24 protein-coding genes and 1 other RNA gene are annotated in these 23,707 nt (G+C 43.5%); 24 read left to right on the top strand and 1 reads right to left on the bottom strand.

The genetic code is table 11. The features are described 5' to 3' along the window. Positions 1 to 113 precede the first annotated feature (113 nt). Genes C1G53_RS10600 through C1G53_RS10580 form a run of 5 tightly spaced genes read left to right on the top strand, consistent with a single transcriptional unit; the run spans position 114 to position 4,667 of the window. Positions 114 to 2,108: a BglG family transcription antiterminator gene (locus C1G53_RS10600; protein ID WP_105118629.1), complete on the top strand. Its 1,995-nt coding sequence runs from the start codon at positions 114 to 116 to the stop codon at positions 2,106 to 2,108. A gap of 13 nt (positions 2,109 to 2,121) precedes the next feature. Next, entirely contained in the window at positions 2,122 to 2,433 is a 312-nt protein-coding gene (locus C1G53_RS10595; RefSeq protein ID WP_002939849.1) for a PTS sugar transporter subunit IIB, read from the top strand. A gap of 1 nt (position 2,434) precedes the next feature. Then, the gene (locus C1G53_RS10590; RefSeq protein WP_099778135.1) at positions 2,435 to 2,767 is read left to right on the top strand and encodes a PTS lactose/cellobiose transporter subunit IIA; all 333 of its coding nucleotides are present in this window, start codon (positions 2,435 to 2,437) and stop codon (positions 2,765 to 2,767) included. A 36-nt stretch (positions 2,768 to 2,803) separates the two neighbouring features. Further along, entirely contained in the window at positions 2,804 to 3,247 is a 444-nt protein-coding gene (locus C1G53_RS10585; protein ID WP_044689396.1) for a DUF3284 domain-containing protein, read from the top strand. Positions 3,248 to 3,290: 43 nt separating this feature from the next. Further along, positions 3,291 to 4,667 (top strand): PTS sugar transporter subunit IIC, encoded by a 1,377-nt coding sequence (locus C1G53_RS10580; protein WP_105118628.1) that lies wholly within the window; start codon positions 3,291 to 3,293, stop codon positions 4,665 to 4,667. A 193-nt stretch (positions 4,668 to 4,860) separates the two neighbouring features. Here the strand turns inward: C1G53_RS10580 and C1G53_RS10575 are convergent, their stop codons facing one another. Then, the gene (locus tag C1G53_RS10575; protein ID WP_105118627.1) at positions 4,861 to 5,625 is read right to left on the bottom strand and encodes an alpha/beta fold hydrolase; all 765 of its coding nucleotides are present in this window, start codon (positions 5,623 to 5,625) and stop codon (positions 4,861 to 4,863) included. 158 nt (positions 5,626 to 5,783) lie between these two features. Between C1G53_RS10575 and C1G53_RS10570 the strand changes: the two genes are divergently transcribed. From C1G53_RS10570 to C1G53_RS10480, 19 genes are all read left to right on the top strand, one after another. Then, positions 5,784 to 6,410 carry a CHAP domain-containing protein gene (locus tag C1G53_RS10570; protein ID WP_105118626.1) on the top strand — a complete coding sequence of 209 codons (627 nt, stop codon included), beginning with the start codon at positions 5,784 to 5,786 and terminating at the stop codon, positions 6,408 to 6,410. A 207-nt stretch (positions 6,411 to 6,617) separates the two neighbouring features. Beyond that, positions 6,618 to 7,427, top strand: a complete 810-nt coding sequence (locus C1G53_RS10565) for an amino acid ABC transporter substrate-binding protein (RefSeq protein ID WP_105118625.1) — start codon at positions 6,618 to 6,620, stop codon at positions 7,425 to 7,427. 12 nt (positions 7,428 to 7,439) lie between these two features. Then, positions 7,440 to 8,099: an amino acid ABC transporter permease gene (locus C1G53_RS10560; protein ID WP_105118624.1), complete on the top strand. Its 660-nt coding sequence runs from the start codon at positions 7,440 to 7,442 to the stop codon at positions 8,097 to 8,099. Between the two features lie 9 nt (positions 8,100 to 8,108). Continuing rightward, positions 8,109 to 8,852, top strand: a complete 744-nt coding sequence (locus tag C1G53_RS10555) for an amino acid ABC transporter ATP-binding protein (RefSeq protein WP_105118623.1) — start codon at positions 8,109 to 8,111, stop codon at positions 8,850 to 8,852. Between the two features lie 207 nt (positions 8,853 to 9,059). Beyond that, entirely contained in the window at positions 9,060 to 10,508 is a 1,449-nt protein-coding gene (locus tag C1G53_RS10550) for a PTS sugar transporter subunit IIC (RefSeq protein ID WP_105118622.1), read from the top strand. 202 nt (positions 10,509 to 10,710) lie between these two features. Further along, entirely contained in the window at positions 10,711 to 10,989 is a 279-nt protein-coding gene (locus tag C1G53_RS10545) for a PTS sugar transporter subunit IIB (protein WP_029179495.1), read from the top strand. A 56-nt stretch (positions 10,990 to 11,045) separates the two neighbouring features. Beyond that, positions 11,046 to 11,531, top strand: a complete 486-nt coding sequence (locus tag C1G53_RS10540) for a PTS sugar transporter subunit IIA (protein ID WP_044773537.1) — start codon at positions 11,046 to 11,048, stop codon at positions 11,529 to 11,531. Positions 11,532 to 11,626: 95 nt separating this feature from the next. Beyond that, the gene (locus C1G53_RS10535; RefSeq protein WP_029179493.1) at positions 11,627 to 12,292 is read left to right on the top strand and encodes a 3-keto-L-gulonate-6-phosphate decarboxylase UlaD; all 666 of its coding nucleotides are present in this window, start codon (positions 11,627 to 11,629) and stop codon (positions 12,290 to 12,292) included. Positions 12,293 to 12,297: 5 nt separating this feature from the next. After that, positions 12,298 to 13,161, top strand: a complete 864-nt coding sequence (locus tag C1G53_RS10530; RefSeq protein ID WP_105118621.1) for an L-ribulose-5-phosphate 3-epimerase — start codon at positions 12,298 to 12,300, stop codon at positions 13,159 to 13,161. Beyond that, positions 13,161 to 13,877, top strand: coding sequence for an L-ribulose-5-phosphate 4-epimerase (locus C1G53_RS10525; RefSeq protein ID WP_105118620.1), 717 nt, complete (start codon positions 13,161 to 13,163; stop codon positions 13,875 to 13,877). The genes C1G53_RS10530 and C1G53_RS10525 overlap by 1 nt, the downstream gene beginning before the upstream one ends. 76 nt (positions 13,878 to 13,953) lie before the next feature. Continuing rightward, on the top strand, positions 13,954 to 14,571 hold the full coding sequence (locus tag C1G53_RS10520) for a hypothetical protein (protein ID WP_099871512.1): 618 nt from the start codon (positions 13,954 to 13,956) through the stop codon (positions 14,569 to 14,571). A gap of 118 nt (positions 14,572 to 14,689) precedes the next feature. Continuing rightward, positions 14,690 to 16,378, top strand: coding sequence for a BglG family transcription antiterminator (locus C1G53_RS10515; protein ID WP_105118619.1), 1,689 nt, complete (start codon positions 14,690 to 14,692; stop codon positions 16,376 to 16,378). 130 nt (positions 16,379 to 16,508) lie between these two features. Next, a complete protein-coding gene (ulaG, locus tag C1G53_RS10510; protein WP_029943848.1) occupies positions 16,509 to 17,600 on the top strand; it encodes an L-ascorbate 6-phosphate lactonase in 1,092 nt (363 codons plus the stop codon). A gap of 102 nt (positions 17,601 to 17,702) precedes the next feature. Beyond that, entirely contained in the window at positions 17,703 to 19,673 is a 1,971-nt protein-coding gene (gene tkt, locus C1G53_RS10505) for a transketolase (protein ID WP_105118618.1), read from the top strand. Positions 19,674 to 20,024: 351 nt separating this feature from the next. Next, a complete protein-coding gene (tadA, locus tag C1G53_RS10500) occupies positions 20,025 to 20,546 on the top strand; it encodes a tRNA adenosine(34) deaminase TadA (RefSeq protein WP_105118617.1) in 522 nt (173 codons plus the stop codon). A 41-nt stretch (positions 20,547 to 20,587) separates the two neighbouring features. Continuing rightward, an RNA gene (gene ffs, locus C1G53_RS10495) (signal recognition particle sRNA small type) lies at positions 20,588 to 20,683 on the top strand. Positions 20,684 to 20,907: 224 nt separating this feature from the next. Next, positions 20,908 to 21,450 carry a hypothetical protein gene (locus C1G53_RS10490; protein WP_105118616.1) on the top strand — a complete coding sequence of 181 codons (543 nt, stop codon included), beginning with the start codon at positions 20,908 to 20,910 and terminating at the stop codon, positions 21,448 to 21,450. A gap of 81 nt (positions 21,451 to 21,531) precedes the next feature. Further along, complete coding sequence (locus C1G53_RS10485) at positions 21,532 to 22,881, top strand: glucose-6-phosphate isomerase (RefSeq protein WP_105118615.1); 1,350 nt, start codon at positions 21,532 to 21,534, stop codon at positions 22,879 to 22,881. 65 nt (positions 22,882 to 22,946) lie between these two features. Next, a complete protein-coding gene (locus C1G53_RS10480) occupies positions 22,947 to 23,687 on the top strand; it encodes a metallophosphoesterase (RefSeq protein WP_105118614.1) in 741 nt (246 codons plus the stop codon). Positions 23,688 to 23,707: the final 20 nt, after the last annotated feature.

The raw sequence follows: 23,707 nt of genomic DNA, 5'->3' as shown, positions 1-23,707 counted from the left end.
CCCTTGTAGCCTGAGGATATGCTACAATAGAAATATAAAGTATGTTTTTATCAACAGACTCCAGCTTACTAGTCTTGTTATATTTCGTATAAATCTTGCGGAGAGGAGGGAGTATGCTATCTAAAAAAGAAGTTCGTCTGGCAGATTATTTACTGACAAAACAAGGGGACTTTGTATCTAGTGCAGAACTGGCAAAGGCTTTGGGTGTCAGTGATCGAACAGCAAGAAAGTATATCCAGCAACTCTCTCTTTCGCTAGAGGCTAGCGGTGCTTCTATTTTGTCCAAACAAAGTAAGGGCTACTGTTTGCTGGTGGAGAGACCGGTTGAGTTTGAAATGTTTTGGCAAGAACAGCTACGGTTGAAAAAGCAGGTGACGGACTTACGGCAACTGGAGGAAGCGACGGACCGACAACGGTATGTTTTAAGTAAGTTATTATTTGAAAATCCAATTCAGTCCATGGATCGTTTGCAACGAGAGCTGTTTATCGGAAAAACAACCCTACATTCTATTATCGCGGATATTCGCAAGTTATTTATTTCCTACCAATTAGAGTTGTTGTTCACACGGAGAGGTGTAGAATTAAGCGGGGAGGAGCCTGCTATTCGGCACTTCATTATGGATTACTTTTTTGGACAAGGGAATGGTCAGTCTCTTTATGGTTTGGTGGAAAATCAGCTCCTGCCAGACATTCGGTTTACGGACCTGATGTTGATTGTCTTGGATGAGTGTCGTGATGCCAAACTTCGCCTGTCTGATTTTGTTATGCAAAACCTGGTTCTTCATATCGCTCTGCTCTTGCAACGAATGAAGAGAGGAGCTAGTTTAGAGCGATTTCCAATATCTGATCAGATTCAATCTTCCAAGGAGTATCAGGTTGCTGGACGAATCATCGAACGAATTGAAACAGAGTTTCAAGTGGCGATTCCTGTAGAAGAAGCCAACTATATCGCCGTACACCTGAAGGTAAAGCTGACAGGAAATCCCAGTCAGATTTCAGACTTGGAGGACGGTTTGGAGGAAGAATTTGAAACTTGTTTACAGACTCTCTCTCAGTTGACTGGTCTGGATTTGTTAAAAGATCGACAGCTTTTCAAGGGGATTGTCGCTCATTTGCTTCCCTTACGGACGCGGTTGGAGCACCAGATTCAGTTGGCTAATCCCTTGGTGGCTGATATCCAGAGGGATTATATAGAAGTATTTGAGTTGACCAAGCAAGCTTTTGCTTCTATGCCCACCTTGTTGGCCTATAGTATTTCGGATGACGAATGGGCCTACCTGACCCTGCATGTATTGGCTGCGATTGAACGGTATGAGGGTCGGAAAAAGTTGCGGGTATTGGTCGTCTGTGCGACTGGAATTGGAAGCGCTTTAATGTTGCGAAATCGTTTGGAAAAGGAATTTGCAACAAGCCTGGAAATAGCAGATGTTGTGAGTTACTACGAGGTAACGGAAGAAGGTTTAAGAGATGTAGACCTGATTATTTCTTCAATTAGCCTGTCCAATCTAATTTTCCTGACACCTGTTATCACCGTCAGTGTATTTCTGTCGGAGCAGGATATCGAGGCAATTCGTTCCTATCTCCAACAAGTGACACCTGTCCGAGTTGAGCAGAACGAGGCTTTACCTATGGAGGAAGAGCAGGCGAGACAGATTGCAGAGGCTGTATTTTCACCTTTGAGAATAGTCTCTTTGGAAAAAAAGATAAGTCGAGATAGGGCCATGTTGCAACTGATAGCGTGCTTGGATGAAGCCAAGGAATCAGGCTTTGTGGAACAATTTAGGGAACAGGTAAATGTGAGAGAGTCCTATAGTTCGGTCGTTTTTGGAGAACTATTGGCCTTTCCGCATCCAGCTATTCCCCTGACTTTCTCTGAGCAGATTGTGGTCGGAGTTTGTAAGGAAGCAGTTGAATGGGAAGAGGGGAAGAAGGTGCAGTTTGTCTTTCTTCTGTCCCCGTCAAAAGGGCGGAATCCGCATCTGAAGTATATTTCTCCTTGTCTGGTTGAATTTGTCCAAGACAGGTCTTTGCAAGAAAGGCTAGTTCAAAATCCTAGCTATCAGGAATTAGTCGATATATTTATTCCCTTGATTCAAAAACAGGGGTAGGAGGAGTTTTTTTATGAAACAAATTATGTTAGTGTGCAATGCTGGTATGTCTACTAGTATGTTGGTGACCAAGATGCAGAAAGCCGCAGAAGAAAAGGGGATAGAGGCAACGATTTGGGCAGTCCCTGTGTCAGAAGCTGATAGTGAAGTTAGTCAAAAGGAGATTGATGTCCTTTTGCTAGGTCCACAGGTTAAATTTTTGCTAAATGACTACAAGGCTAAGTTCGAGCCTGCGATCAAGGTTGATGCAATCAATATGATGGATTATGGAGTGATGAACGGTGCCAAGGTGCTTGATGCTGCATTGGCACTAATGGAGGACTAGTATGAACTCTCCGGAATACTTAGAAGCGATTATGGGGCTTATTATGTATGGGGGAGAGGCAAAGGGCTATGCTGTTCAGGCAATTCAAGCGGCCAAGCAGGAGGATTTCCAGACGGCAGAGCACTTGCTTCAAGAAGCAAACACCTCCCTAAATATTGCCCATAAGTCACAAACAGGTCTACTAGCCCAAGAGGCTGGTGGGCAAACTGTAGACGTGTCCTTGCTAATGGTGCATGGACAGGACCACTTGATGAATGCCTTGACATTTATTGATATGGCCAAGGAAGTAGTGGAGCTCTATAAGCGTTTAGCTGAACAAAAGAATTGTGGCTAGGCTACCTTGTTGGATAGCAGAGATAGGAGGACAGGTATGAAAATCAAAAAAATAGGACAGGTTCCAATTGAACAATTGTTTGCTGCGATTGGTCGGTCCTTGAAAGAGGATTATCAGCAAAATACTGGACGTCCTCTTCTTGATCAAGATATCCAGGAAGGTTTGACCTATGTAAAAACATTTGGAGACAAAGGAGAGCATAGTGTCAAGGTGCGTGTAGAGGAATTTCTTGCCCCCTATCGTTATGCTGTTTGCTTTCATTCCAATCGAGGAAAAGAGCATATCTGCTATGATTTGCACGCTTTGGGGGACAATCAAACAGAGATTGAATACTCTTATGAAATGGAAGCAGCAGACTTATTTATGAGAGGTAACTACTTTTTAATGGAGAAAGTCTTCTCTAAGAGTTTGAAACGGCAGACAGATGCTCAATTAGAAGCACTGATTCGGTATTCTAAAGAAGGTGCTTCGACATCGTGATTTTGTTTATACAACAATAAAAAAATAGAAAAGGAGACAGATTATGTCAAATATTTCTGAAAAATTTATGGAAATATCAGGAAAAATCGGCTCGCAACGTCATTTGATTGCCATTCGTGATTCCTTTATTTCCATGATGCCGATTACCATGGCAGGTACGGTGGCCGTTCTTTTGAATGTCTTTCTGAGGGACATTCCTAACAATATGGGTTGGACAGGTTTTGCAGAAGCTATGCAGCCAATTATTAACATTAACGGCTATGTTTATTTTGGAACCATTGGAATCATGGCGCTTGTCTTTGCCTTTGCCTTTGGTTACAACTTGTCTTTGATGTACAAGGTCAATCCACTTGCAGGCGGCTTGATTTCCTTTGCATCCTTCATTTCAACCATTCCTCAAAGTCTCACTATTTCAACTGCTTTAGAAGGTGTGGATAAATCGGTTATCACTGCTTTAGAAGAAATAGGCTTGACCATTGTTAGCACAGACGGTGTTTCTATATTGGAAACCAGTGAATGGGGAGCGATTGCGCTGAAATATGGTGGAGCAACAGGTCTCTTCACAGCCATGTTTATTGGATTCTTGGCAACCTTTGTTTATGCGAGTTTGGTGAAACGGAACATTATTATCAAATTGCCAGATTCGGTTCCACCCGCAGTTAACAAGGCTTTTGCAGCAATCATCCCGGGTACGGCAGCAATTTATGCATCTTCTATTGTAGCCTATCTTGTATTCTCAGTAACTGGTCAGTCCTTGAGTGATGTGGTATCAACCTATATTCAGATGCCGTTGCTTGGGCTTTCTCAAGGGATTGGTTCGGTAGTATTGTTAACCTTCCTCGTCCAGCTCTTCTGGTTCTTTGGTCTACATGGTCACAATGTCTTGGCACCAATCATGGATGGGATTTACGGCATTGCTCTAAATGAAAATACAGCGGTTTACGAGGCAACTAGAAGTGTTGCAGACCTCCCTTGGCTCTGGACGCGTGGTTCTTTTGATGCCTATGCTCAGATGGGAGGCTCAGGTGTAACCCTCGCTCTGATTATTGCAATTTTCCTCTTCTCCAAACGGGAAGAATACAAGATGGTTGCCAAATTGTCAGCTCCGATGGGAGTCTTTAATATCAACGAGCCGATTACCTTCGGTATTCCGATGGTCTTGAATCCACTCTTTGTTATTCCGTGGCTCATTGTGCCACCAGTTTGTGCAGCGATTGCATATTTGGCAACAGCAGCAGGCTTGATACCTCCAGTCTTTCTAGCTGTTCCATGGATTACCCCACCAGGTCTCTACGCTTATCTAGCAACAGGTGGTAACATTATGGCGGCCCTAGTTTCGCTCTTCAACCTCTTTGTTGCCTTCTTGATTTGGACCCCGTTTGTCATTGCAGCCAACAAGGTTAAGGCTGGTGAGGAGTAATGTTTTCTAAAAATAAATCTCCGTTTTTGCTAGCACTAGGCTGCTTTCTGATTGCTATCAGTCCATTATATGGAAATAAATATTTCAATATTATTTCTGGTCTGGTTTTAATATTAATCAGTGTTCTCAGAAGTAGGAAAAAGTAGGATATTACAAGAAAACGACTTCCGTGTTGGAGGTCGTTTTTGGCTGTCTATAGATACTTTTTCTCGCTCAACCAAGCGTGAATAACAGAGAGGGTTTTGTCTTGGAATTTGCCGGACTCGTACATGTGGTCTGCCCCTGTTAGAGAAACCAGAACGGAGTCCTTGTAGTTTTTAGCTGTTTTTCTAGCAATGGCAGAAACGGTCATCTTGTCTTCACTTCCTGTGATGACTAGAACAGGTCCCGTAATCTTACTGAAATCGACATAGCCTGCTCTGCTTTTGTCAAAGAAAGGAAAGGCCATCTGGGTATAAACCTTACCAGACTCGGGTACTAGGATTTTGAAAATATCTTCTTTGAGGGCAGGGTCTTGAACGTTTAAGCAGTAGCGGAAGAACTCGTCCTTGTAAGGAGGCATGGGCTTTTTCCAAAAGCCCCAGCGTAAGAAATGGCGGATGAAGCAACGAATCATGGTAGGGTAGAAAGCGAAGATATCTGCTGTCGGAGCGGGGCCCATGAGAATCATGCCAGCTACCTGAGTACGTTCTGCGACCATTTGAGCGAGTAAACAGCCCAGAGAATGTCCCAAGAGTAAAGGTGGCTCTTCCAAACTTTCAACCAAGGTTACCAAGTCATCGGCATAGTCTGTCAGACTAACCGCACCGACCTTTTCCATAACCTCATCATAGGGCAAGTTGTGGTAGCGTAGGCTAGGTGTATGAACCCGCAAGCCCATTTTTTCTAGCTTACTAGCGAAATCTCCCCATACCGAACCATCACACCAGGTTCCGTGAATTAACACAATATCTTTCATAAACAAACTCCTGACATTTATTTCTATTATAGCATGCTGAAAGTCAAATGTTAACTACCTGCAAAACAGCTGTCATACTTGTTACATTTCTTTAAGTCTTGTGCAAGATAAGTTGGTTAGGATAGATACAGAAGTAATTTGAAAGGATTTGAATAGGTATGAATAAACACAAACTTCACAAAACAATGAAAGTTGCCCTTGCTACTGCTATCTTGGGAGGAATGCTAGCTTTGGGACAAGAAGCTGTTAAGGCGGATACAGAATTGACAGATAGTCCTAGTCTATCAGTCCTAACGGTTCAGGTTGAGCAGGAAGAGCAGTTGAAACAAGAAGCAGAGGCTAAAGCTGCAGCTGAAAAGGCTGCGGCAGAAAAAGCAGCTGCGGAAGCCGCAGCTCAAGCAGCCCTTGCTACGAATATGGTATCAGAGGTTGCTGTAGAATACACAGCCAATACCTATCCTGCTGGTCAATGTACATGGGGAGCCAAAGAAATGGCGCCTTGGGTTGGCAACTATTGGGGAAATGGTGGCGACTGGGCAGCCAGTGCAGCAGCTCTTGGTTATGAAGTAGGAACCACTCCTAAGGTTGGCGCAATCGCTGTCTGGACAGACGGTGGCTATGGTCACGTTGCCTATGTTACCGATGTAGCGGCTGATGGTACCATTCAAGTAATGGAATCAAACTATGGCGGAGCCTACTACCCAAGCAATGTACGTGGCTTCTTTGATCCAACAACCACTAGCGAAGGAACTGTAAGCTATATTTACCCTCCAGCTGGTGTCTAGGGATAGGCCTTATTTCGCTCCGAGGAATGCTTGGACGAATAAGTTGGCAGGACAAACTGAAAAATGCAAAGGTCTAGAAATAGGCCTTTTTTCACCACCATTCTTCCGTTATAAATTTTTTATATCCTTGATAGAAAATATATATTGGCTGATAAGTTTTTTTCATGGTATGATGGTACAAACTGAAAAAGAAAGAGTGTAATTACCATGAAAAAACTAGCTTTATTTGCAACAACAGCCCTAGCAGCCTTTGCCTTGGCAGCCTGCAGCTCATCAACATCAACCAGCTCATCCAGCAGCACAGACCAAACTCTCTTGGCACAAATCAAGGAAGAAGGTGTCATTCAAATCGGTACAGAAGGTGCCTACGCTCCTTACTCTTACCATGACGAGAGCGGAAAATTGGTCGGTTATGATGTAGAAGTAGCCGAAGCCGTCGCTGAGAAATTGGGCGTTAAGGTCGAGTTTGTTGAAACCAAGTGGGATTCCATGATTGCAGGTTTGGATGCGGCACGTTTTGATACTATTGCCAACCAGGTTGGTGTGACAGACGAGCGCAAAGAAAAATACGATTTCTCAACACCATATACCTACATTTATGGAGCCTTGGTAGCTCATAAGGATAATGCAGAGATTACAGGTTTTGCTGACTTGGCAGGTAAAAAATCTGCTAACAGTTTGACTAGTAACTGGGCAGATTTGGCTCGTGAAAACGGTGCAGAAGTTGTTGGTGTAGATGGATTTTCACAAGCGGTTGAATTGTTGAATACAAACCGTGTGGATGTGACCATCAATGACAACTTGGTTTACTTGGATTATCTCAAGCAACACGCAGATGCACCGATTAAGGTTGTGACCTTGACAGACGATGTTTCCACAACAGCCTTCCCAGTGGTTAAAGGAAATGAAGACCTAGTAAAAGAAATTGATGCAGCCTTGGCTGAATTGGCAAGCGAAGGTAAACTAGCTGAAATTTCAAATAAATACTTTGGCGAAGACGTATCGAAAGCCAAGTAAGCAGGAGAAAGTATGACAGATAGAGTATGGCAATTAGTGATTGACTCATTTTCGCAGATACTTGTTCCAGGATTGTTGGTGACCATTCCACTGACAATCCTGTCTTTTGCCTTTGGCTTATTGTTGGCAATTGGAACCGCCTTGGTACAGGTAGCCAATCTTCCAGTACTCAAACAACTGGCTCGTTTTTACATCTGGATTATCCGTGGAACCCCTCTCTTGGTCCAGCTCTATGTCATTTTTTATGGTCTACCAAGCTTGGGCCTAGTCATCGATGCCTTTCCATCGGCAGTCTTGGTGTTTTCTATTAACACAGGTGCCTATGCTGCGGAAACTATTCGGGCTTCTATCGAGTCCGTGCCTAAGGGACAGTTGGAGGCTGGCTATTCTGTCGGGATGAGTTTTGCCCAGACCATGCGCCGTATCATTCTTCCCCAAGCCTTTCGAGTGGCTTTCCCACCTTTGTCTAATACTTTGATTGGTTTGGTCAAGGACACGTCACTGGCAGCCAATATCACGGTATTGGAGATGTTCATGGCAACCCAACAGATTGCGGCTAGAACCTACGAGCCATTTATTCTTTACTGTGAAGTTGCCCTTATCTACCTACTCTTTTCAACCATTTTGACCAAACTGCAGGCTTTTGGTGAGAAGAAGCTGGCAGTGTATTAGGAGGTTCAGATGATTCAAGCAAGTGGAATAGAACTGGCCTTCCATGGTCAGCAGGTTTTAAAGGGAATTGATGTTCAGGTCAATCCTGGAGAGGTGGTTGTCATTTTAGGTCCATCTGGATCCGGTAAAACGACCCTACTTCGTTCCTTGAACTTTTTGGAAAAAGCTGACGCGGGTCACTTGGTTTTCGGTGAGGACAGCTATGACTTGGCTAAGATTAGCCACAAGGAAATTGCTGCCATTCGCAAACGAACAGCCTTTGTTTTTCAAAACTACAATCTCTTTGCCAACAAGACTGCCCTGCAAAATGTGACAGAAGGCTTAATTGTAGCTCGGAAAATACCCAAGCAAGAGGCTGAAACAATTGGTAAGGCAGCCTTGGACAAGGTTGGCTTGTCGGACAAATATGATTTTTACCCAAGCCAGCTTTCAGGAGGTCAACAGCAACGGGTTGGCATTGCTAGAGCCATTGCGACCAATCCAGAGGTTATTTACTTTGATGAACCAACCTCTGCTCTCGATCCCGAGTTAATCGGTGAGGTTCTGACTGTCATGATGCAACTGGCTAAGGAAGGCATGACCATGGTGGTTGTGACGCATGAAATGGGCTTTGCGCGTGCAGTGGCTGATCGGGTCATTTTTATGGATGGGGGGCAGATTATTGAAGAAGGCCGACCAGAAGATATTTTTGACCATCCAAAAGAAGAACGAACCAAGCAATTCTTGGCTCGCATCCAGAAAGAAGATATATAGAATGAAAACACTGGCTTTGCTGGTGTTTTTAAGTTCCTATATAATTCTTATTTTCCTATGAACTAATTCGATTTCTAAGCTAGAAATACACATAAGTGACAAATAGTCCAAGAGTGAACACAAGCCTGTGTTTTATTTGGTCTTTTTGTTTGCGCTTTCAAGATTTATAATAAAACCATAAAAATCATTTCAAAAGGAGAATGAAAAATGGATTTTCTTCAAACCCCATTAAACTGGTTCTCGCAAAACATCTTGCAGAATCCAGCCTTCTTCGTAGGTCTTTTGGTATTGGTGGGCTATGCCCTCTTAAAGAAAAAGCCTCATGATGTCTTTGCAGGGTTTATCAAAGCAACGGTCGGCTACATGATTTTGAACGTAGCAGCTGGTGGCTTGGTAACAACCTTCCGTCCAATCTTGGCAGCCTTGAACCACAAGTTCCAAATCGATGCGGCGGTTATTGACCCTTACTTCGGTCTTGCAGCAGCAAACGGCAAAATTGCTGAAGAGTTTCCTGATTTCGTATCAGCAGCAACAACAGCTCTCTTGATTGGTTTTGGTGTCAACATCCTCTTGGTTGCACTTCGTAAGGTTACAAAAGTACGTACTCTGTTCATCACTGGACACATCATGGTACAACAAGCAGCAACAATCTCATTGATGGTGCTCTTCCTTATCCCTGGACTTCGTAACCAATTCGGTACAGCAGCTATCGGTATCATCTGTGGTATCTACTGGGCAGTCAGCTCAAACATGACTGTTGAAGCAACGCAACGCTTGACAGGTGGTGGTGGATTTGCCATCGGTCACCAACAACAATTTGCAATCTGGTTTGTAGATAAGATTGCTCCAAAACTTGGTAAAAAAGAAGAAAACTTGGACAACTTGAAGTTGCCTAGCTTCCTCAACATCTTCCACGATACAGTAGTTGCATCTGCAACCTTGATGTTGGTCTTCTTCGGTGTCATCTTGTTCATCTTGGGTCCAGAAATCATGGCAAACCCAGAAGTTATCACTTCAGGCACACCATACAACCCAGCTAAACAAGCATTCTTCATGTACGTTGTACAAACAGCCTTCACTTTCTCAGTATATCTCTTCATCTTGATGCAGGGTGTACGTATGTTCGTAGCAGAATTGACAAATGCCTTCCAAGGTATCTCAAGCAAACTGCTTCCAGGTTCATTCCCAGCGGTGGACGTTGCAGCTTCTTATGGCTTCGGTTCATCTAACGCAGTTCTTTCAGGTTTTGCCTTCGGTTTGGTTGGTCAATTGATTACTATCGTTCTCTTGATCATCTTCAAGAGCCCAATCCTTATCATCACTGGTTTCGTACCTGTATTCTTTGATAACGCAGCTATCGCAGTTTACGCTGACAAACGTGGTGGTTGGAAAGCAGCAGCAATCCTTTCCTTCCTCTCAGGTGTCCTTCAAGTAGCCCTTGGTGCAGTCTGCGTCGGCTTGCTTGAATTGAGCGGTGGTTACCACGGAAACATCGACTTCGAAATCCCATGGTTGCCATTCGGTTATGCCTTCAAATACCTCGGTGTTGCTGGTTATGTTCTTGTCTGCCTCTTCTTGTTGGCTATCCCACAACTTCAATTTGCAAAAGCAAAAGATAAGGAAGCTTACTATCGCGGTGAGGCGCAAGCGGACTAACATCGTCATCCAGTTTATCTTTTATTACTTCGTTAACTCGCTTTGCCGTACTCTAGTACAGCCTGCATCTCGTTGCCTCGTACTAAAAGCAAACTGAAAGACGATAACTCTTCGAAAATCAACAGAACAAAACTTCGTTTATTACTTGGTTCATTAACAAAAACAACAAAATATATTTTATAAAAAACAAGGAGAAAATAAGATGGTTAAAGTATTAACTGCTTGTGGTAATGGCATGGGTTCATCCATGGTTATTAAGATGAAGGTTGAAAATGCCCTTCGTCAACTTGGTGTAACAGATTTCCAATCTGCTTCTTGCTCAGTAGGTGAAGCAAAAGGTTTGGCAGCAGGCTATGACATCGTCGTTGCTTCAAATCACTTGATCGCTGAATTGGAAGGTCGTACAAATGGTCATTTGGTTGGTCTTGACAACCTCATGGACGACAACGAAATCAAGACAAAACTTAGTCAAGTATTGTAATGGAAAAAGGGGGCGGGATTTCTTCCCATCCCCTTTCATATAGAGAGGAGAATATCATGAATTTACAAAAAGCATTTATTGAAAACAATTCTATCCGTTTGGGCTTGACAGCTGAAACTTGGCAGGAAGCTGTTCACTTGGCAGTTGAACCTTTGATTGAAAGCGGTGCAGCGACTGAGGAATACTACGATGCCATCATCGCTTCAACAGAAGAATACGGCCCTTACTATGTGCTCATGCCAGGTATGGCTATGCCTCATGCCCAGGCTGGTGTCGGTGTTTTGAAAGATTCCTTTGCTTTGATTACTCTGACAAAACCAGTAGCCTTTTCAGATGGTAAAGAGGTTTCTGTCCTATTGACCTTGGCTGCGACAGATCCAAAAATCCATACTTCAGTAGCCATTCCGCAAATCATCGCCCTTTTCGAATTGGAAAATTCAATCGAGCGTTTGATTGCCTGCAAAACTCCAGAAGAAGTATTGGCAATGGTTGAAGAGTCTAAAAACAGCCCTTACTTAGAAGGTTTAGACTTGGAAAGCTAATTTGGCGGTTAGAAATTGATATAGACAAAAATGAAAGGAATTGAAGGGGAATAGGAAGCTTTATCGGCCGTCTATTCACTCTTGGTAATAGTATTATGACAAAACATATCCCAAATTTACAGGTTGCATTGGATCACTCAGACTTGCAAGGAGCGATTAAGGCTGCTGTGTCTGTTGGTCATGAAGTTGACGTGATTGAAGCAGGTACGGTTTGCTTGCTCCAAGTTGGTAGCGAATTGGTGGAAGTTCTTCGTAACCTCTTCCCAGACAAAATCATCGTTGCAGATACCAAGTGTGCGGATGCTGGTGGTACAGTTGCCAAAAACAATGCCGTTCGTGGTGCGGACTGGATGACTTGTATCTGTTCTGCAACTATTCCAACCATGGAAGCGGCTTTGAAGGCTATCAAGGAAGTGCGTGGCGACAAAGGTGAGATCCAAATTGAGCTTTACGGTGACTGGACTTATGAACAGGCTCAACTTTGGTTGGACGCAGGCATTTCCCAAGCGATTTACCACCAATCTCGTGACGCTCTTCTTGCTGGCGAAACTTGGGGCGAAAAAGACCTCAATAAAGTGAAAAAATTGGTTGAAATGGGCTTCCGTGTTTCTGTAACAGGTGGTCTTGATGTGGATACCCTCAAACTCTTCGAGGGTGTAGATGTCTTCACCTTTATCGCAGGTCGCGGTATTACAGAAGCAGCAGATCCAGCAGCTGCGGCGCGTGAATTCAAAGACGAAATCCGTCGTATCTGGGGGTAAGGCCTATGGCACGACCAATCGGAATATATGAAAAGGCAACGCCCAAGCACTTTACATGGAAAGAGCGTTTGGAGTTTGCCAAAGAATTAGGTTTCGACTTTGTGGAGATGTCGGTGGATGAGAGCGATGCTCGCTTGGCTCGTTTGGAATGGACCAAGGAAGAGCGTTTGGATTTGGTCAAGGCCATCTATGAAACAGGTGTCCGTATTCCGACCATTTGCTTCTCTGGTCACCGTCGTTATCCGCTTGGTTCCAATGATCCTGTTCTTGAAGCTAAGTCACTAGAAACCATGAAACAGTGTATCGAACTGGCTCAGGACTTGGGTGTCCGTGTCATCCAGTTGGCTGGTTACGATGTTTACTATGAGGAAAAGTCGCCTGAAACTAGAGAACGTTTTATCAAGAATCTCCGCAAGGCTTGCGACTGGGCAGAACAGGCTCAGGTTATGTTGGCCATCGAGATTATGGATGATCCATTTATCAACTCCATTGAAAAATATCTAGCAGTTGAGAAAGAAATCGATTCGCCTTATCTTTTTGTCTACCCAGATACTGGAAACGTGTCTGCTTGGCACAATGACATTTATAGCGAATTTTACCTAGGTCATCGCTCTATTGCAGCCCTTCACCTCAAAGATACCTATGCGGTAACCGAGAACTCCAAAGGTCAATTCCGCGATGTACCATTCGGTCAGGGCTGCGTGGACTGGGAAAATATGTTTGCAGTCTTGAAAAAGACCAACTACCAAGGTCCATTCTTGATTGAAATGTGGTCAGAGAATTGTGAAACGGTTGAGGAAACACGTGCAGCCATTAAAGAAGCACAGGCTTTCCTCTATCCATTGATTGAGAAAGCGGGGTTGAACTAATGCCAAAAGATTTACAGGAAATGCGCCAACGGGTCTATGAAGCCAACATCGCCCTACCTGCTCACGGACTTGTGAAGTTTACCTGGGGAAATGTATCAGAAGTCTGCCGTGAACTTGGTCGCATTGTTATCAAGCCTTCTGGTGTGGACTATGAAAAATTGTCGCCAGAAAACATGGTGGTGACGGACTTGGATGGAAATGTGGTAGAAGGTGACCTCAATCCTTCTTCTGACTTGGCGACCCACGTTGCCCTCTACAAGGCTTGGCCAAATGTACACGCTGTTGTGCATACACATTCGACAGAGGCAGTTGGTTGGGCTCAGGCTGGTCGTGACATTCCATTTTATGGAACAACGCACGCAGACTATTTCTACGGTCCAGTACCGTGCGCTCGTTCCTTAACGGCTGAAGAGGTGAATGCTGCCTATGAAAAGGAAACAGGCGCAGTCATCATTGAGGAATTTGAGCGCCGTGGCATCGACCCAGTTGCTGTACCAGGGATTGTTGTCCGCAATCACGGTCCGTTCACTTGGGGCAAGGATCCTGCTCAGGCAGTTTACCATAGCGTTGTCCTAGAAGAAGTGGCTCGGATGAACCGCTACACAGAACAAATCAATCCGCGGGTGGAACCAGCACCAAGCTACATCATGGACAAACACTATCTCCGTAAGCATGGTCCAAATGCCTACTACGGCCAAAAGGGCGATGCTCACTAAACTTGGTTTCTAGAAAAAGGATTAGAAGAATGAGAAAAGAGCTCTCCTCATTCTTCTTTTTTTGAAAGGAGAGGACATGAGAAAGTTTTTACAAGATAGTCTGACAGAGGTTGCCTACTATCTAGAGTTGATTTTATCAGCCATTTTAGGATTAGCCCTCCTCGCACTGTCAGGTTTGTTGTTGGCGGATTTAGTTGGTTCACTGACGGGTGGTATTCAAGCGGATAACTTTATCCAGAGTTTTTTAAGCAAGGCCATGACCTTGGCAGTCGGGGTCGAATTCATCAAAATGCTCTGCAAACAATCGCCCAGCACTGTCATCGAGGTGCTCTTGGTTGCTATTGCCCGCCAATTGATTGTGGAACATGGGTCTAGTATGGATTACCTGATTGGTATTGTGTCGGTTGCCATCTTATTTGCAGTGAGAAAATACCTCTTTACCCAGTTTGATGATTCCAACAACATCATCATGCGGGCCAGCCAGAAGGTCAGGGTTGCCAATATCATTGCCCGGGTAAAAATCCCTAGCGAGGGAACTGAAACCTTGCGAGATTTTGTTACTCGTAAGTTGAAAGAAGAAGAAAAGACCATTGCTATCGGTGCCTGTGTCTATCTGAAAAATGTAGCTCTACGGATTGACAATATGCATGGGGATTTGATTACACGGGTGGAGATTATCAAGAGTATCTACTAAGCTATTTAGGTGGGGTCGGCAATTTTGAATGAAGATGCACGAATACGTTCAGTTTTTATAATTATTAGAAATTGGTGCATAAATGTGTTAAGATAGAGAAAGAGAGGAGGGAAAAACGGTGTTACTAGATAAAAGCAGTTGTGCCTTATTGCGTCATTTGATTGGTATCCAAGAGCCAGAAACCATTATGGCTATTTCCAAGGAATTGCAACAATCGCGTAGAAAAATCTACTACCACTTGGAAAAAATCAATGCTTCTTTGCCAAAAGGTATTGAAGCTCTGGAAAGTCTGCCTCGGATAGGCATTCGCTTGTCCGAAGAGCAAAAGCAAGCCTGTCGCCAACTCTTAGATTCCATTGATTCCTATAGCTACATTATGAATATGGATGAACGTATTCAATTGATGATGGTCTACATTTGTATCACACCCGAACGGGTAACCATTGAAAAGCTTATGGAACTGACAGAGGTTTCTCGTAACACAGTCTTGAATGACCTCAATGAAATTCGATCGCAACTGACACAGGAGCAATATAAGATGACCCTCTATGTGTCCAAGAGCCAAGGCTATAGCTTAGTTTGCCATCCCCTGAACAAAATCCAGTATGTTCATTCTCTACTTTATAGCATTTTTTCAGATGCCAACAAGGGCTTTCTTCAAGTCCTTGAAGAGAAATTATCGGATTTAGTTGGTTATCAAATTCTCTTCTCAGAAGAAATGGCTCGTTTTTGGCAGAAACAGGTACCTGGTTTAGAGAAGAAATTAGGGAAGAAAATCAACCGTTATGAGATTGAGTTTATGCTTAAGGTTCTCCCCTTTCTCTTACTCAGCTATCGCAATATGGAGTTGGATGAGTTGGAAGAACGCGCTATTCTCAAGGAATTTGAACAGGTTCGAGAACGGATTGAGTATCTGGTGGCGCAAGATTTTAAGGAGGCACTGTGGTCTAGTTTTGAATTGGAGCTAGACGATATCGAGGTTTCCTTGATTGCTATCTTGCTTCTATCCTATCGAAAAGATAGCGATATTCATGTGACCAGCCAAGATTTTGCTGAATTAAAACGAGTGGTTGACCGGTTTATTCATCATTTTGAAGTGCATTCTTCCTTTGAATTGGAAAATCCAGAGGAACTAGCTAGACATCTCTTGGCTCACTGTAAGGCCCTACTCTTCAGAAAGACCTATGGGATTTTATCAAAAAATCCAATGGTCAAGCAAATCCAGGAAAAATATAGCACCCTGTTTGCTGTTACCCAAATTTCCGGCAAGATATTAGAGGAGGAATGGGAGATTGAGCTGACAGATGAGGACATTGCCTATCTGACCATTCATCTAGGAGGGGCTATTCGCCGAAGTGGAACCCGCAAGGTACAGAGCCAAAACATCTATCTAATCTGTGATGAGGGAGTTTCTGTTCAACGCCTGCTCTATAGACAGTGCCAGCATCATTTGCCTGACAAGAAAATTGGAGCAGTTTTTACTACGGAGCAATTTAAAAGTGTTGAAGATTTGTTGGAAGTAGATTTCTTAATTACAACTAGTGAGGGTTTGGAAACGGATTTCCCACTGGTACGGGTCCATCCAATCTTGGATTTCGATGACGTACTCAATCTCACCCACTTTGCCAAATACCGTAGCCTGTCTGATGAGAAACAGGGATTTGCAGTAGAGTTAGATAAGCTCTTGGCTGGCTATTTATCAGATGGAAAGACAGTCCAAGAACTCAAAGGCAGACTGCAAAAGCTCATCAGTAATGAACTGCTGTCAAATGTATCTAGTCGCGACATTGAAACAGATTTGTACTGATTTTGCTTGCCTAAGCCTTAAAGTCCAAATGTGAACACAAGCCTGTGTTTTATTTGGTCTTTTTTTTGTGACCTTTTGCGCATATACTAGAAACATAGAAATACAATCAGCCTTATAGGAGGAATGAAAAATGGCTAAAGTTCAAGATATTACAAGAGAATCATGGATTCTTTCAACTTTCCCAGAGTGGGGAACTTGGCTTAATGAAGAAATTGAAGAAGAAGTAGTGCCAGAAGGCAACTTTGCTATGTGGTGGCTTGGTAACTGTGGTGTTTGGATTAAGACACCAGGTGGTGCGAACGTGGTGATGGACCTTTGGTCATCTCGCGGTAAGTCAACTAAAAAAGTAAAAGATATGGTTTGGGGTCACCAAATGGCTAACATGGCAGGTGTCCGTAAATTGCAACCAAACTTGCGTGTACAACCAATGGTTATCGATCCATTTGCCATCAATGAATTGGACTACTACCTGGTATCACATGTCCACAGCGACCACATGGACATCAGCACTGCAGCTGCTATCATCAACAATCCAAAATTAGACCATGTCAAATTTGTAGGACCAGTTGAAAGTGGCGATATCTGGGAAAAATGGGGCGTTCCAGCTGACCGTATCATCCGTATCGCACCAGGCGACAGCTTTGAATTCAAAGACATCAAGGTACACGCTGTAGAATCCTTCGACCGTACTTGTTTGGTAACTCTTCCAATCGATGGCTACGAAGAAAACGGTGGCAAGCTAGCAGGTCTTCCTGTGACAGATGAGCTCATGGCTCGTAAGGCAGTCAACTATGTCTTTGAAACACCTGGCGGAACGATTTACCATGGTGCAGACTCACACTTCTCTAACTACTTTGCAAAACACGGTCGTGACTTCAACATTGACGTTGCTATCAACAACTATGGTGACAACCCAATCGGTATCCAAGACAAGATGACATCAATTGACCTTCTTCGTATGGCAGAAAACTTGCGTGCTAAGGTGATTATCCCTGTTCACTATGACATTTGGTCTAACTTCATGGCATCAACAGATGAAATCTTGCAACTATGGAAAATGCGTAAAGAACGCTTGCAATATGACTTCCATCCATTTATCTGGGAAGTTGGTGGCAAGTACACCTATCCACTTGACAAAGACCGTATTGAATACCATCACCCACGTGGCTTTGACGATTGCTTCTTGGAAGATTCAAACATTCAATTCAAGGCTTTGCTATAATAGATCACTCCGAGGGCGGGACGCAAGTCCTGCCTTTTGAAAATGACAAGCGAAAACGCTTTATGGTATAATAGAACTATGACTTTATTAAAGGAGAATAAGATGTCACAACTTTCAGTAAACGCAATTCGTTTCCTTGGTATCGATGCCATTGAAAAATCAAAATCAGGTCACCCAGGTGTTGTTATGGGTGCGGCACCAATGGCCTATAGCTTGTTCACTAAAGAACTCCGCATCAACCCAGCCCAACCAAACTGGATCAACCGCGACCGCTTTATCTTGTCAGCAGGTCACGGCTCTATGTTGCTTTACGGACTTCTTCACCTTTCAGGTTTTGAAGATGTCAGCATGGACGAAATCAAAAACTTCCGTCAGTGGGGTTCAAAAACTCCAGGTCACCCAGAATTCGGTCACACAGCAGGTGTTGATGCGACAACAGGTCCTCTTGGTCAAGGTATCTCAACTGCGACAGGTTTTGCTCAAGCTGAGCGTTTCCTTGCAGCTAAGTACAACCGCGATGGTTTCCCAATCTTCGACCACTATACATATGTAATCTGTGGCGATGGCGACTTGATGGAGGGTGTTTCTGCAGAAGCGGCTTCTTATGCAGGTCTTCAAAAATTAGAAAAACTCATCGTTCTTTATGATTCAAACGACATCAACTTGGATGGTGAAACAAAAGATTCTTTCACAGAAGATGTGCGCGCTCGCTACAATGCTTATGGCTGGCATACAGACCTCGTAACAGACGGAACAGATGTGGATGCAATCTTTGCTGCTATTGAAAAAGCTAAAGCAGCTGGTAAGCCATCTCTTATCGAAATCAAGACGGTCATCGGTCACGGTTCACCAAACAAACAAGGTACAAACGCAGTCCATGGTGCGCCGCTTGGACCAGAGGAAGCAGAAGCAACTCGTAAGGCACTTGACTGGAACTACGCTCCATTTGAAATCCCAGCAGAAGTCTATGCGGACTTCAAGGCAAATGTAGCAGATCGTGGTGCAGCAGCTTACGATGCTTGGGTGAAATTAGTAGAAGACTACAAGCAAGCTCATCCAGAATTAGCAGCTGAAGTAACAGCTATCTTGGAAGGTCGCGATGTAGTAGAAGTGAAACCAGAAGACTTCCCAGTCTACGAAAATGGCTTCTCACAAGCAACTCGTAACTCATCACAAGATGCCCTCAACGCAGCAGCTAAGGTCTTGCCAACCTTCCTCGGTGGTTCAGCTGACTTGGCTCACTCAAACATGACCTACATCAAGGAAGATGGTTTGCAGGATGCAGCAAACCCACTCAACCGCAATATCCAGTTCGGTGTGCGTGAATTTGCTATGGGTACTATCTTGAACGGTATGGCAGCTCACGGTGGACTTCGTGTCTATGGTGGTACCTTCTTCGTCTTCTCAGACTATGTCAAAGCAGCAGTTCGTTTGTCAGCCCTTCAAGGTCTTCCTGTGACTTACGTCTTCACACACGACTCTATCGCAGTTGGTGAAGATGGACCAACTCACGAGCCAATCGAGCACTTGGCAGGACTTCGTGCTATGCCAAACCTCAACGTCTTCCGTCCAGCAGATGCGCGTGAAACGCAGGCAGCTTGGTACTTGTCATTGACTAGCAAGTCGACACCATCAGCCCTTGTTCTCACTCGTCAAAACTTGACAGTTGAAGAAGGAACAGACTTTGACAAGGTTGCCAAAGGTGCTTATGTGGTTTACGAAGCAGCAGGCTTTGACACAATCCTTCTTGCATCTGGTTCAGAGGTCAACTTGGCTGTCAAAGCTGCCAAAGAACTAGAAGCAGCTGGTACAAAAGTTCGTGTGGTTTCTGTGCCATCAACTGAGCTCTTCGATGCTCAAGACGCAGCCTATAAGGAAGAAATCCTTCCAAATGCTATCCGTCGTCGTTTGGCTATCGAAATGGGTGCAACTCAAAGCTGGTACAAGTATGTCGGCCTTGACGGTAAAGTCCTTGGTATCGACACATTCGGTGCATCAGCTCCAGCACAAACAGTTATCGACAACTATGGCTTCACTGTAGAAAACGTAGTGAAATTGGTCGGAGAATTGTAATAGAAACTGTACAGACAGCCCTTCGGGGCTGTTTTCTAGTTTCAAAATCTCTCTCTTAACAATCTGTGCATTTTTGTATAACATATAAGGACAGTAAAAGGAATATAGAATAAAGTGTTCCAGGTTTTGCTATTACTTTATACAGCACTCCTATCTAGACTGATTTATAGGACGGTTCAAATAGCTTGTAAATTGTTAATTAGTCCTTGACAATAAAATAATAATATATTATAATACCTTTTGAACGATCAATTGATCATTGCTCTCCCCCTACCTTCTCCAAGCGAGAAGGTATTTTTGATATTGGGAAAAAGTTTCAGGTTTAGACGCTATTTCTGTTATAATAATCCTATGAACTATACACAAGAAGAAAAAGAATATTTTATGAACCAGGCTTTGACTGAAGCCAAAAAATCGCTGGAGAAGGATGAAATTCCCATTGGCTGTGTCATTGTCAAGGATGGACAGATTATTGGCCGTGGGCATAATGCCCGTGAGGAGCTTAATCAGGCTATTATGCATGCGGAGGTGATGGCTATTCAAGAGGCCAATCGAGTGGAGGGCAATTGGCGTTTGCTGGATACGACCCTCTTTGTGACCATTGAACCCTGTGTCATGTGTAGTGGTGCAATCGGCTTGGCCCGTATTCCTCATGTAGTTTACGGAGCTACTAATCAAAAGTTTGGGGCGGCAGGTAGCCTATACGACATTTTAACGGATGAGCGCCTCAATCACCGTGTGGAAGTGGAAACAGGGCTCTTGGAAGATTCTTGTGCCCAAATCATGCAGGACTTTTTTAGGCAGAGAAGAGAAAAACAAAAAGTAGAAAAAGAGGCCTTGAAAGCTCAGCAAGGGACAGTTTCGGATAGCTAGTTTGTAGTCCAAACTTGCACTTTCATTGATTTGTGTTATAATAATAAGTGGAGCAACATTCGTGCGTGAAGCGGGTCAGGGGAGGAATCCAGCAGCCCTAAGCGAAGTCGGGTGTGTGCTCTTTTTGCGTACAGTCTAAAACCCCTTTGAAATCAAGCTCTTCAGAGGGTTTTCATTGTCTAATTTTTAGAAATAGGGGCAAAATAAGGGCTACTGGCCTAGCGAGTACTTTTATCTCCGTCTGGGGACTGATTTTTGGAATTTTCTATTGATTTATAGGGAAAAAGGAGTAAAATAGACTTCCACTTAAGAAAACTTTTTGTTAGCTCTGCTATTCTACAGGGGAAAAGGAGGAAGGCCTATGTTTATATTTGCTTTTCCAGGTATGGGGAAAACGACCCTGGCCAAGAAATATGCTCATGTAGTCGATTTGGAGATGTCTGATATTAAGTATGATAATAGCAGCGTCAGACATTTGACCAAGGAAGAACGGAAATCCACTCCCCGTCCCATTAAAGATAAGAACTATAAAAATGTATATGTGAACAGGGCCCATGCCTTACACGAAGAGGGAAAGACGGTCCTGGTAGCCCTCAATTTTTTGGTCAGGATGGTACTGACGGTCATTGTTTCTCAGGGCATTCCTTTTCATATCTATATTCCCCATCCTCGTCTAAAAGCGGAGTACAAACAACGCTATATTCAACGAGGAAATAATAGTAAATTCATTTTTGAAGTGATGACTATTTGGTATCTCAGTTTGTTGCCGCTTTATTTACTGTCTAAGCTATGTCCAGAATTGATAACTGTGACACAAAGCGGGGAGTACTTGGAAGACTATTATGCAAGGGTAAATTACAAACAATTTTCAGAAAATAACATTCGCACAAGCACGGTTTTATGAAAATAAATGAAAATTGATAAATTCCTTGAAAAAAACATGATAAAGCGTTATCATATTATGGTACATAAATGGAGGAATGACATGACACATATTACATTTGATTATTCAAAAGTCTTGGGCCAATTTGTTGGTGCTCAAGAAGTAGACTATATGCAACCACAAGTAACGCTTGCTGACCAAATGCTCCGTCAAGGAACAGGTCCTGGTAGCGACTTTATCGGCTGGTTGGATTTACCAGAAAATTATGACAAAGAAGAATTTGCGCGTATCAAGGAAGCAGCAGCTAAGATCCAAAATGAAAGTGAAGTTTTGGTGGTTATCGGTATCGGTGGTTCGTATCTCGGTGCCAAAGCAGCTATTGATTTCTTGAGCAATGCTTTTGTTAACTTGCAAACTCGTGAAGAGCGTAAAGCTCCACAAATCCTTTACGCTGGAAACTCTATCTCATCAAGCTACCTTGCTGACTTGGTGGACTACGTTGCTGACAAGGACTTCTCAGTTAACGTGATTTCAAAATCAGGTACAACAACCGAGCCAGCTATTGCCTTCCGCGTCTTCAAAGAATTGCTTGTCAAGAAATACGGTCAAGAGGAAGCTAACAAGCGTATCTATGCGACAACTGACAAGGCAAAAGGTGCAGTTAAGGTTGAAGCGGACGCAAATGGTTGGGAAACTTTTGTAGTTCCAGATGATGTCGGCGGCCGTTTCTCTGTCTTGACAGCAGTTGGTCTTTTGCCAATCGCAGCAGCTGGTGCAGACATTGATGCCCTGATGGAAGGTGCAAACGCTGCTCGTAAGACTTACACATCAGATAAGATTGCTGAAAATGAGGCTTACCAATATGCAGCTGTTCGTAATATCCTTTACAGAAAAGGCTATGTAACAGAAATCTTGGCAAACTATGAGCCATCACTCCAATACTTCAGCGAATGGTGGAAACAATTGGCTGGTGAGTCAGAAGGTAAGGACCAAAAAGGTATCAACCCAACATCTGCTAACTTCTCAACAGACTTGCACTCACTTGGACAATTTATCCAAGAAGGAAACCGCAATATCTTTGAAACAGTAGTTCGTGTTGACAAACCAAGAAAAAATATCCTCATTCCTGACATGGCAGAAGATCTTGACGGTCTTGGCTACTTGCAAGGTAAGGACGTTGACTTTGTAAACAAAAAAGCAACGGACGGCGTACTTCTTGCCCACACAGATGGTGGCGTACCAAACATGTTTGTCACTCTTCCACAACAAGATGAGTTCACACTTGGTTACACCTTCTACTTCTTCGAGTTGGCAATTGCGATCTCTGGTTACCTCAATGCCATCAACCCATTTGACCAACCAGGTGTAGAAGCCTACAAGAAAAATATGTTCGCTCTTCTTGGCAAACCAGGATTTGAAGAACTCGGTGCAGAATTGAATGCACGTTTGTAGGAAAACCAAACTGACCGGAAACGGTCGGTTTTTCTTTCCTTTAGAAATATGGTAGAATATTCTCTATGAAAACGGAATTTTTTGTAGTAGGAGATGTTCATGGTAAGTTTGAACTCCTGCTTGATATTTTAAAGAAATGGAACGAGAAGCGACAACAGTTGATTTTTCTGGGTGACCTGATTGATCGCGGGGAAAATTCCAAAGCCTGTTTGGAGTTGGTTTGGCAATTGGTACGGGAAAAGGATGCGATTTGTTTAACGGGTAACCATGAACGGATGTTTCTGGCCTGGTTACGTGATCCGGTTGACTGCTATGACCATTACCGTCGGAACGGTGGTGATACAACGATTAACTCTCTTCTGGGACGGCCCTTGGATGCTCCTGTAGATGGATTAGTAGATGCTAATGCAGTGATGGAACAATATGAGGACCTGATTGATTTTGTCAAATCTTGTCCCTATCATGTGGAAACGGAAGGATATATCTTTGTCCATGCTGGTGTGGACTTGACTTTACCAGACTGGCGCGAAACCAGCAATCATGATAAAGTCTGGCTTAGAACTCCTTTCCATGAGGCTGAAAATACCACAGGGAAAATGATTGTCTTTGGGCATACCCCTGTTTATAACCTCTATCAAACAAAGCTCCGCATTAGCCAAATCTGGACCAGTTCAGATGGGAAAATGGGGATTGACGGTGGTGCTGTTTACGGTGGAGTTCTCCATGGAATTGTACTAGATGACACAGGTTTAGTTCAAGATTATATCGTTGGAGCTGTCAATCCGAGAAAAGAAATTGAGGATTAATATAATAGATGAAAATTAGG

The organism is Streptococcus suis (assembly GCF_002960445.1).
GTDB classification, from domain to species: Bacteria; Bacillota; Bacilli; order Lactobacillales; family Streptococcaceae; genus Streptococcus; species Streptococcus hyiners.
The sequence above is the reverse complement of the archived record's forward strand: the minus strand, read 5'-3'. Positions and strand labels throughout refer to the sequence as shown.

Excerpts from the sequence above, each read along its gene's own strand:
- C1G53_RS10600 (WP_105118629.1), top strand. The coding sequence starts at position 114 with ATGCTATCTAAAAAAGAAGTTCGTCTGGCAGATTATTTACTGACAAAA.
- C1G53_RS10595 (WP_002939849.1), top strand. The coding sequence starts at position 2,122 with ATGAAACAAATTATGTTAGTGTGCAATGCTGGTATGTCTACTAGTATG.
- C1G53_RS10590 (WP_099778135.1), top strand. The coding sequence starts at position 2,435 with ATGAACTCTCCGGAATACTTAGAAGCGATTATGGGGCTTATTATGTAT.
- C1G53_RS10585 (WP_044689396.1), top strand. The coding sequence starts at position 2,804 with ATGAAAATCAAAAAAATAGGACAGGTTCCAATTGAACAATTGTTTGCT.
- C1G53_RS10580 (WP_105118628.1), top strand. The coding sequence starts at position 3,291 with ATGTCAAATATTTCTGAAAAATTTATGGAAATATCAGGAAAAATCGGC.
- C1G53_RS10575 (WP_105118627.1), bottom strand. The coding sequence starts at position 5,625 with ATGAAAGATATTGTGTTAATTCACGGAACCTGGTGTGATGGTTCGGTA.
- C1G53_RS10570 (WP_105118626.1), top strand. The coding sequence starts at position 5,784 with ATGAATAAACACAAACTTCACAAAACAATGAAAGTTGCCCTTGCTACT.
- C1G53_RS10565 (WP_105118625.1), top strand. The coding sequence starts at position 6,618 with ATGAAAAAACTAGCTTTATTTGCAACAACAGCCCTAGCAGCCTTTGCC.
- C1G53_RS10560 (WP_105118624.1), top strand. The coding sequence starts at position 7,440 with ATGACAGATAGAGTATGGCAATTAGTGATTGACTCATTTTCGCAGATA.
- C1G53_RS10555 (WP_105118623.1), top strand. The coding sequence starts at position 8,109 with ATGATTCAAGCAAGTGGAATAGAACTGGCCTTCCATGGTCAGCAGGTT.
- C1G53_RS10550 (WP_105118622.1), top strand. The coding sequence starts at position 9,060 with ATGGATTTTCTTCAAACCCCATTAAACTGGTTCTCGCAAAACATCTTG.
- C1G53_RS10545 (WP_029179495.1), top strand. The coding sequence starts at position 10,711 with ATGGTTAAAGTATTAACTGCTTGTGGTAATGGCATGGGTTCATCCATG.
- C1G53_RS10540 (WP_044773537.1), top strand. The coding sequence starts at position 11,046 with ATGAATTTACAAAAAGCATTTATTGAAAACAATTCTATCCGTTTGGGC.
- C1G53_RS10535 (WP_029179493.1), top strand. The coding sequence starts at position 11,627 with ATGACAAAACATATCCCAAATTTACAGGTTGCATTGGATCACTCAGAC.
- C1G53_RS10530 (WP_105118621.1), top strand. The coding sequence starts at position 12,298 with ATGGCACGACCAATCGGAATATATGAAAAGGCAACGCCCAAGCACTTT.
- C1G53_RS10525 (WP_105118620.1), top strand. The coding sequence starts at position 13,161 with ATGCCAAAAGATTTACAGGAAATGCGCCAACGGGTCTATGAAGCCAAC.
- C1G53_RS10520 (WP_099871512.1), top strand. The coding sequence starts at position 13,954 with ATGAGAAAGTTTTTACAAGATAGTCTGACAGAGGTTGCCTACTATCTA.
- ulaG (WP_029943848.1), top strand. The coding sequence starts at position 16,509 with ATGGCTAAAGTTCAAGATATTACAAGAGAATCATGGATTCTTTCAACT.
- tkt (WP_105118618.1), top strand. The coding sequence starts at position 17,703 with ATGTCACAACTTTCAGTAAACGCAATTCGTTTCCTTGGTATCGATGCC.
- tadA (WP_105118617.1), top strand. The coding sequence starts at position 20,025 with ATGAACTATACACAAGAAGAAAAAGAATATTTTATGAACCAGGCTTTG.
- C1G53_RS10490 (WP_105118616.1), top strand. The coding sequence starts at position 20,908 with ATGTTTATATTTGCTTTTCCAGGTATGGGGAAAACGACCCTGGCCAAG.
- C1G53_RS10485 (WP_105118615.1), top strand. The coding sequence starts at position 21,532 with ATGACACATATTACATTTGATTATTCAAAAGTCTTGGGCCAATTTGTT.
- C1G53_RS10480 (WP_105118614.1), top strand. The coding sequence starts at position 22,947 with ATGAAAACGGAATTTTTTGTAGTAGGAGATGTTCATGGTAAGTTTGAA.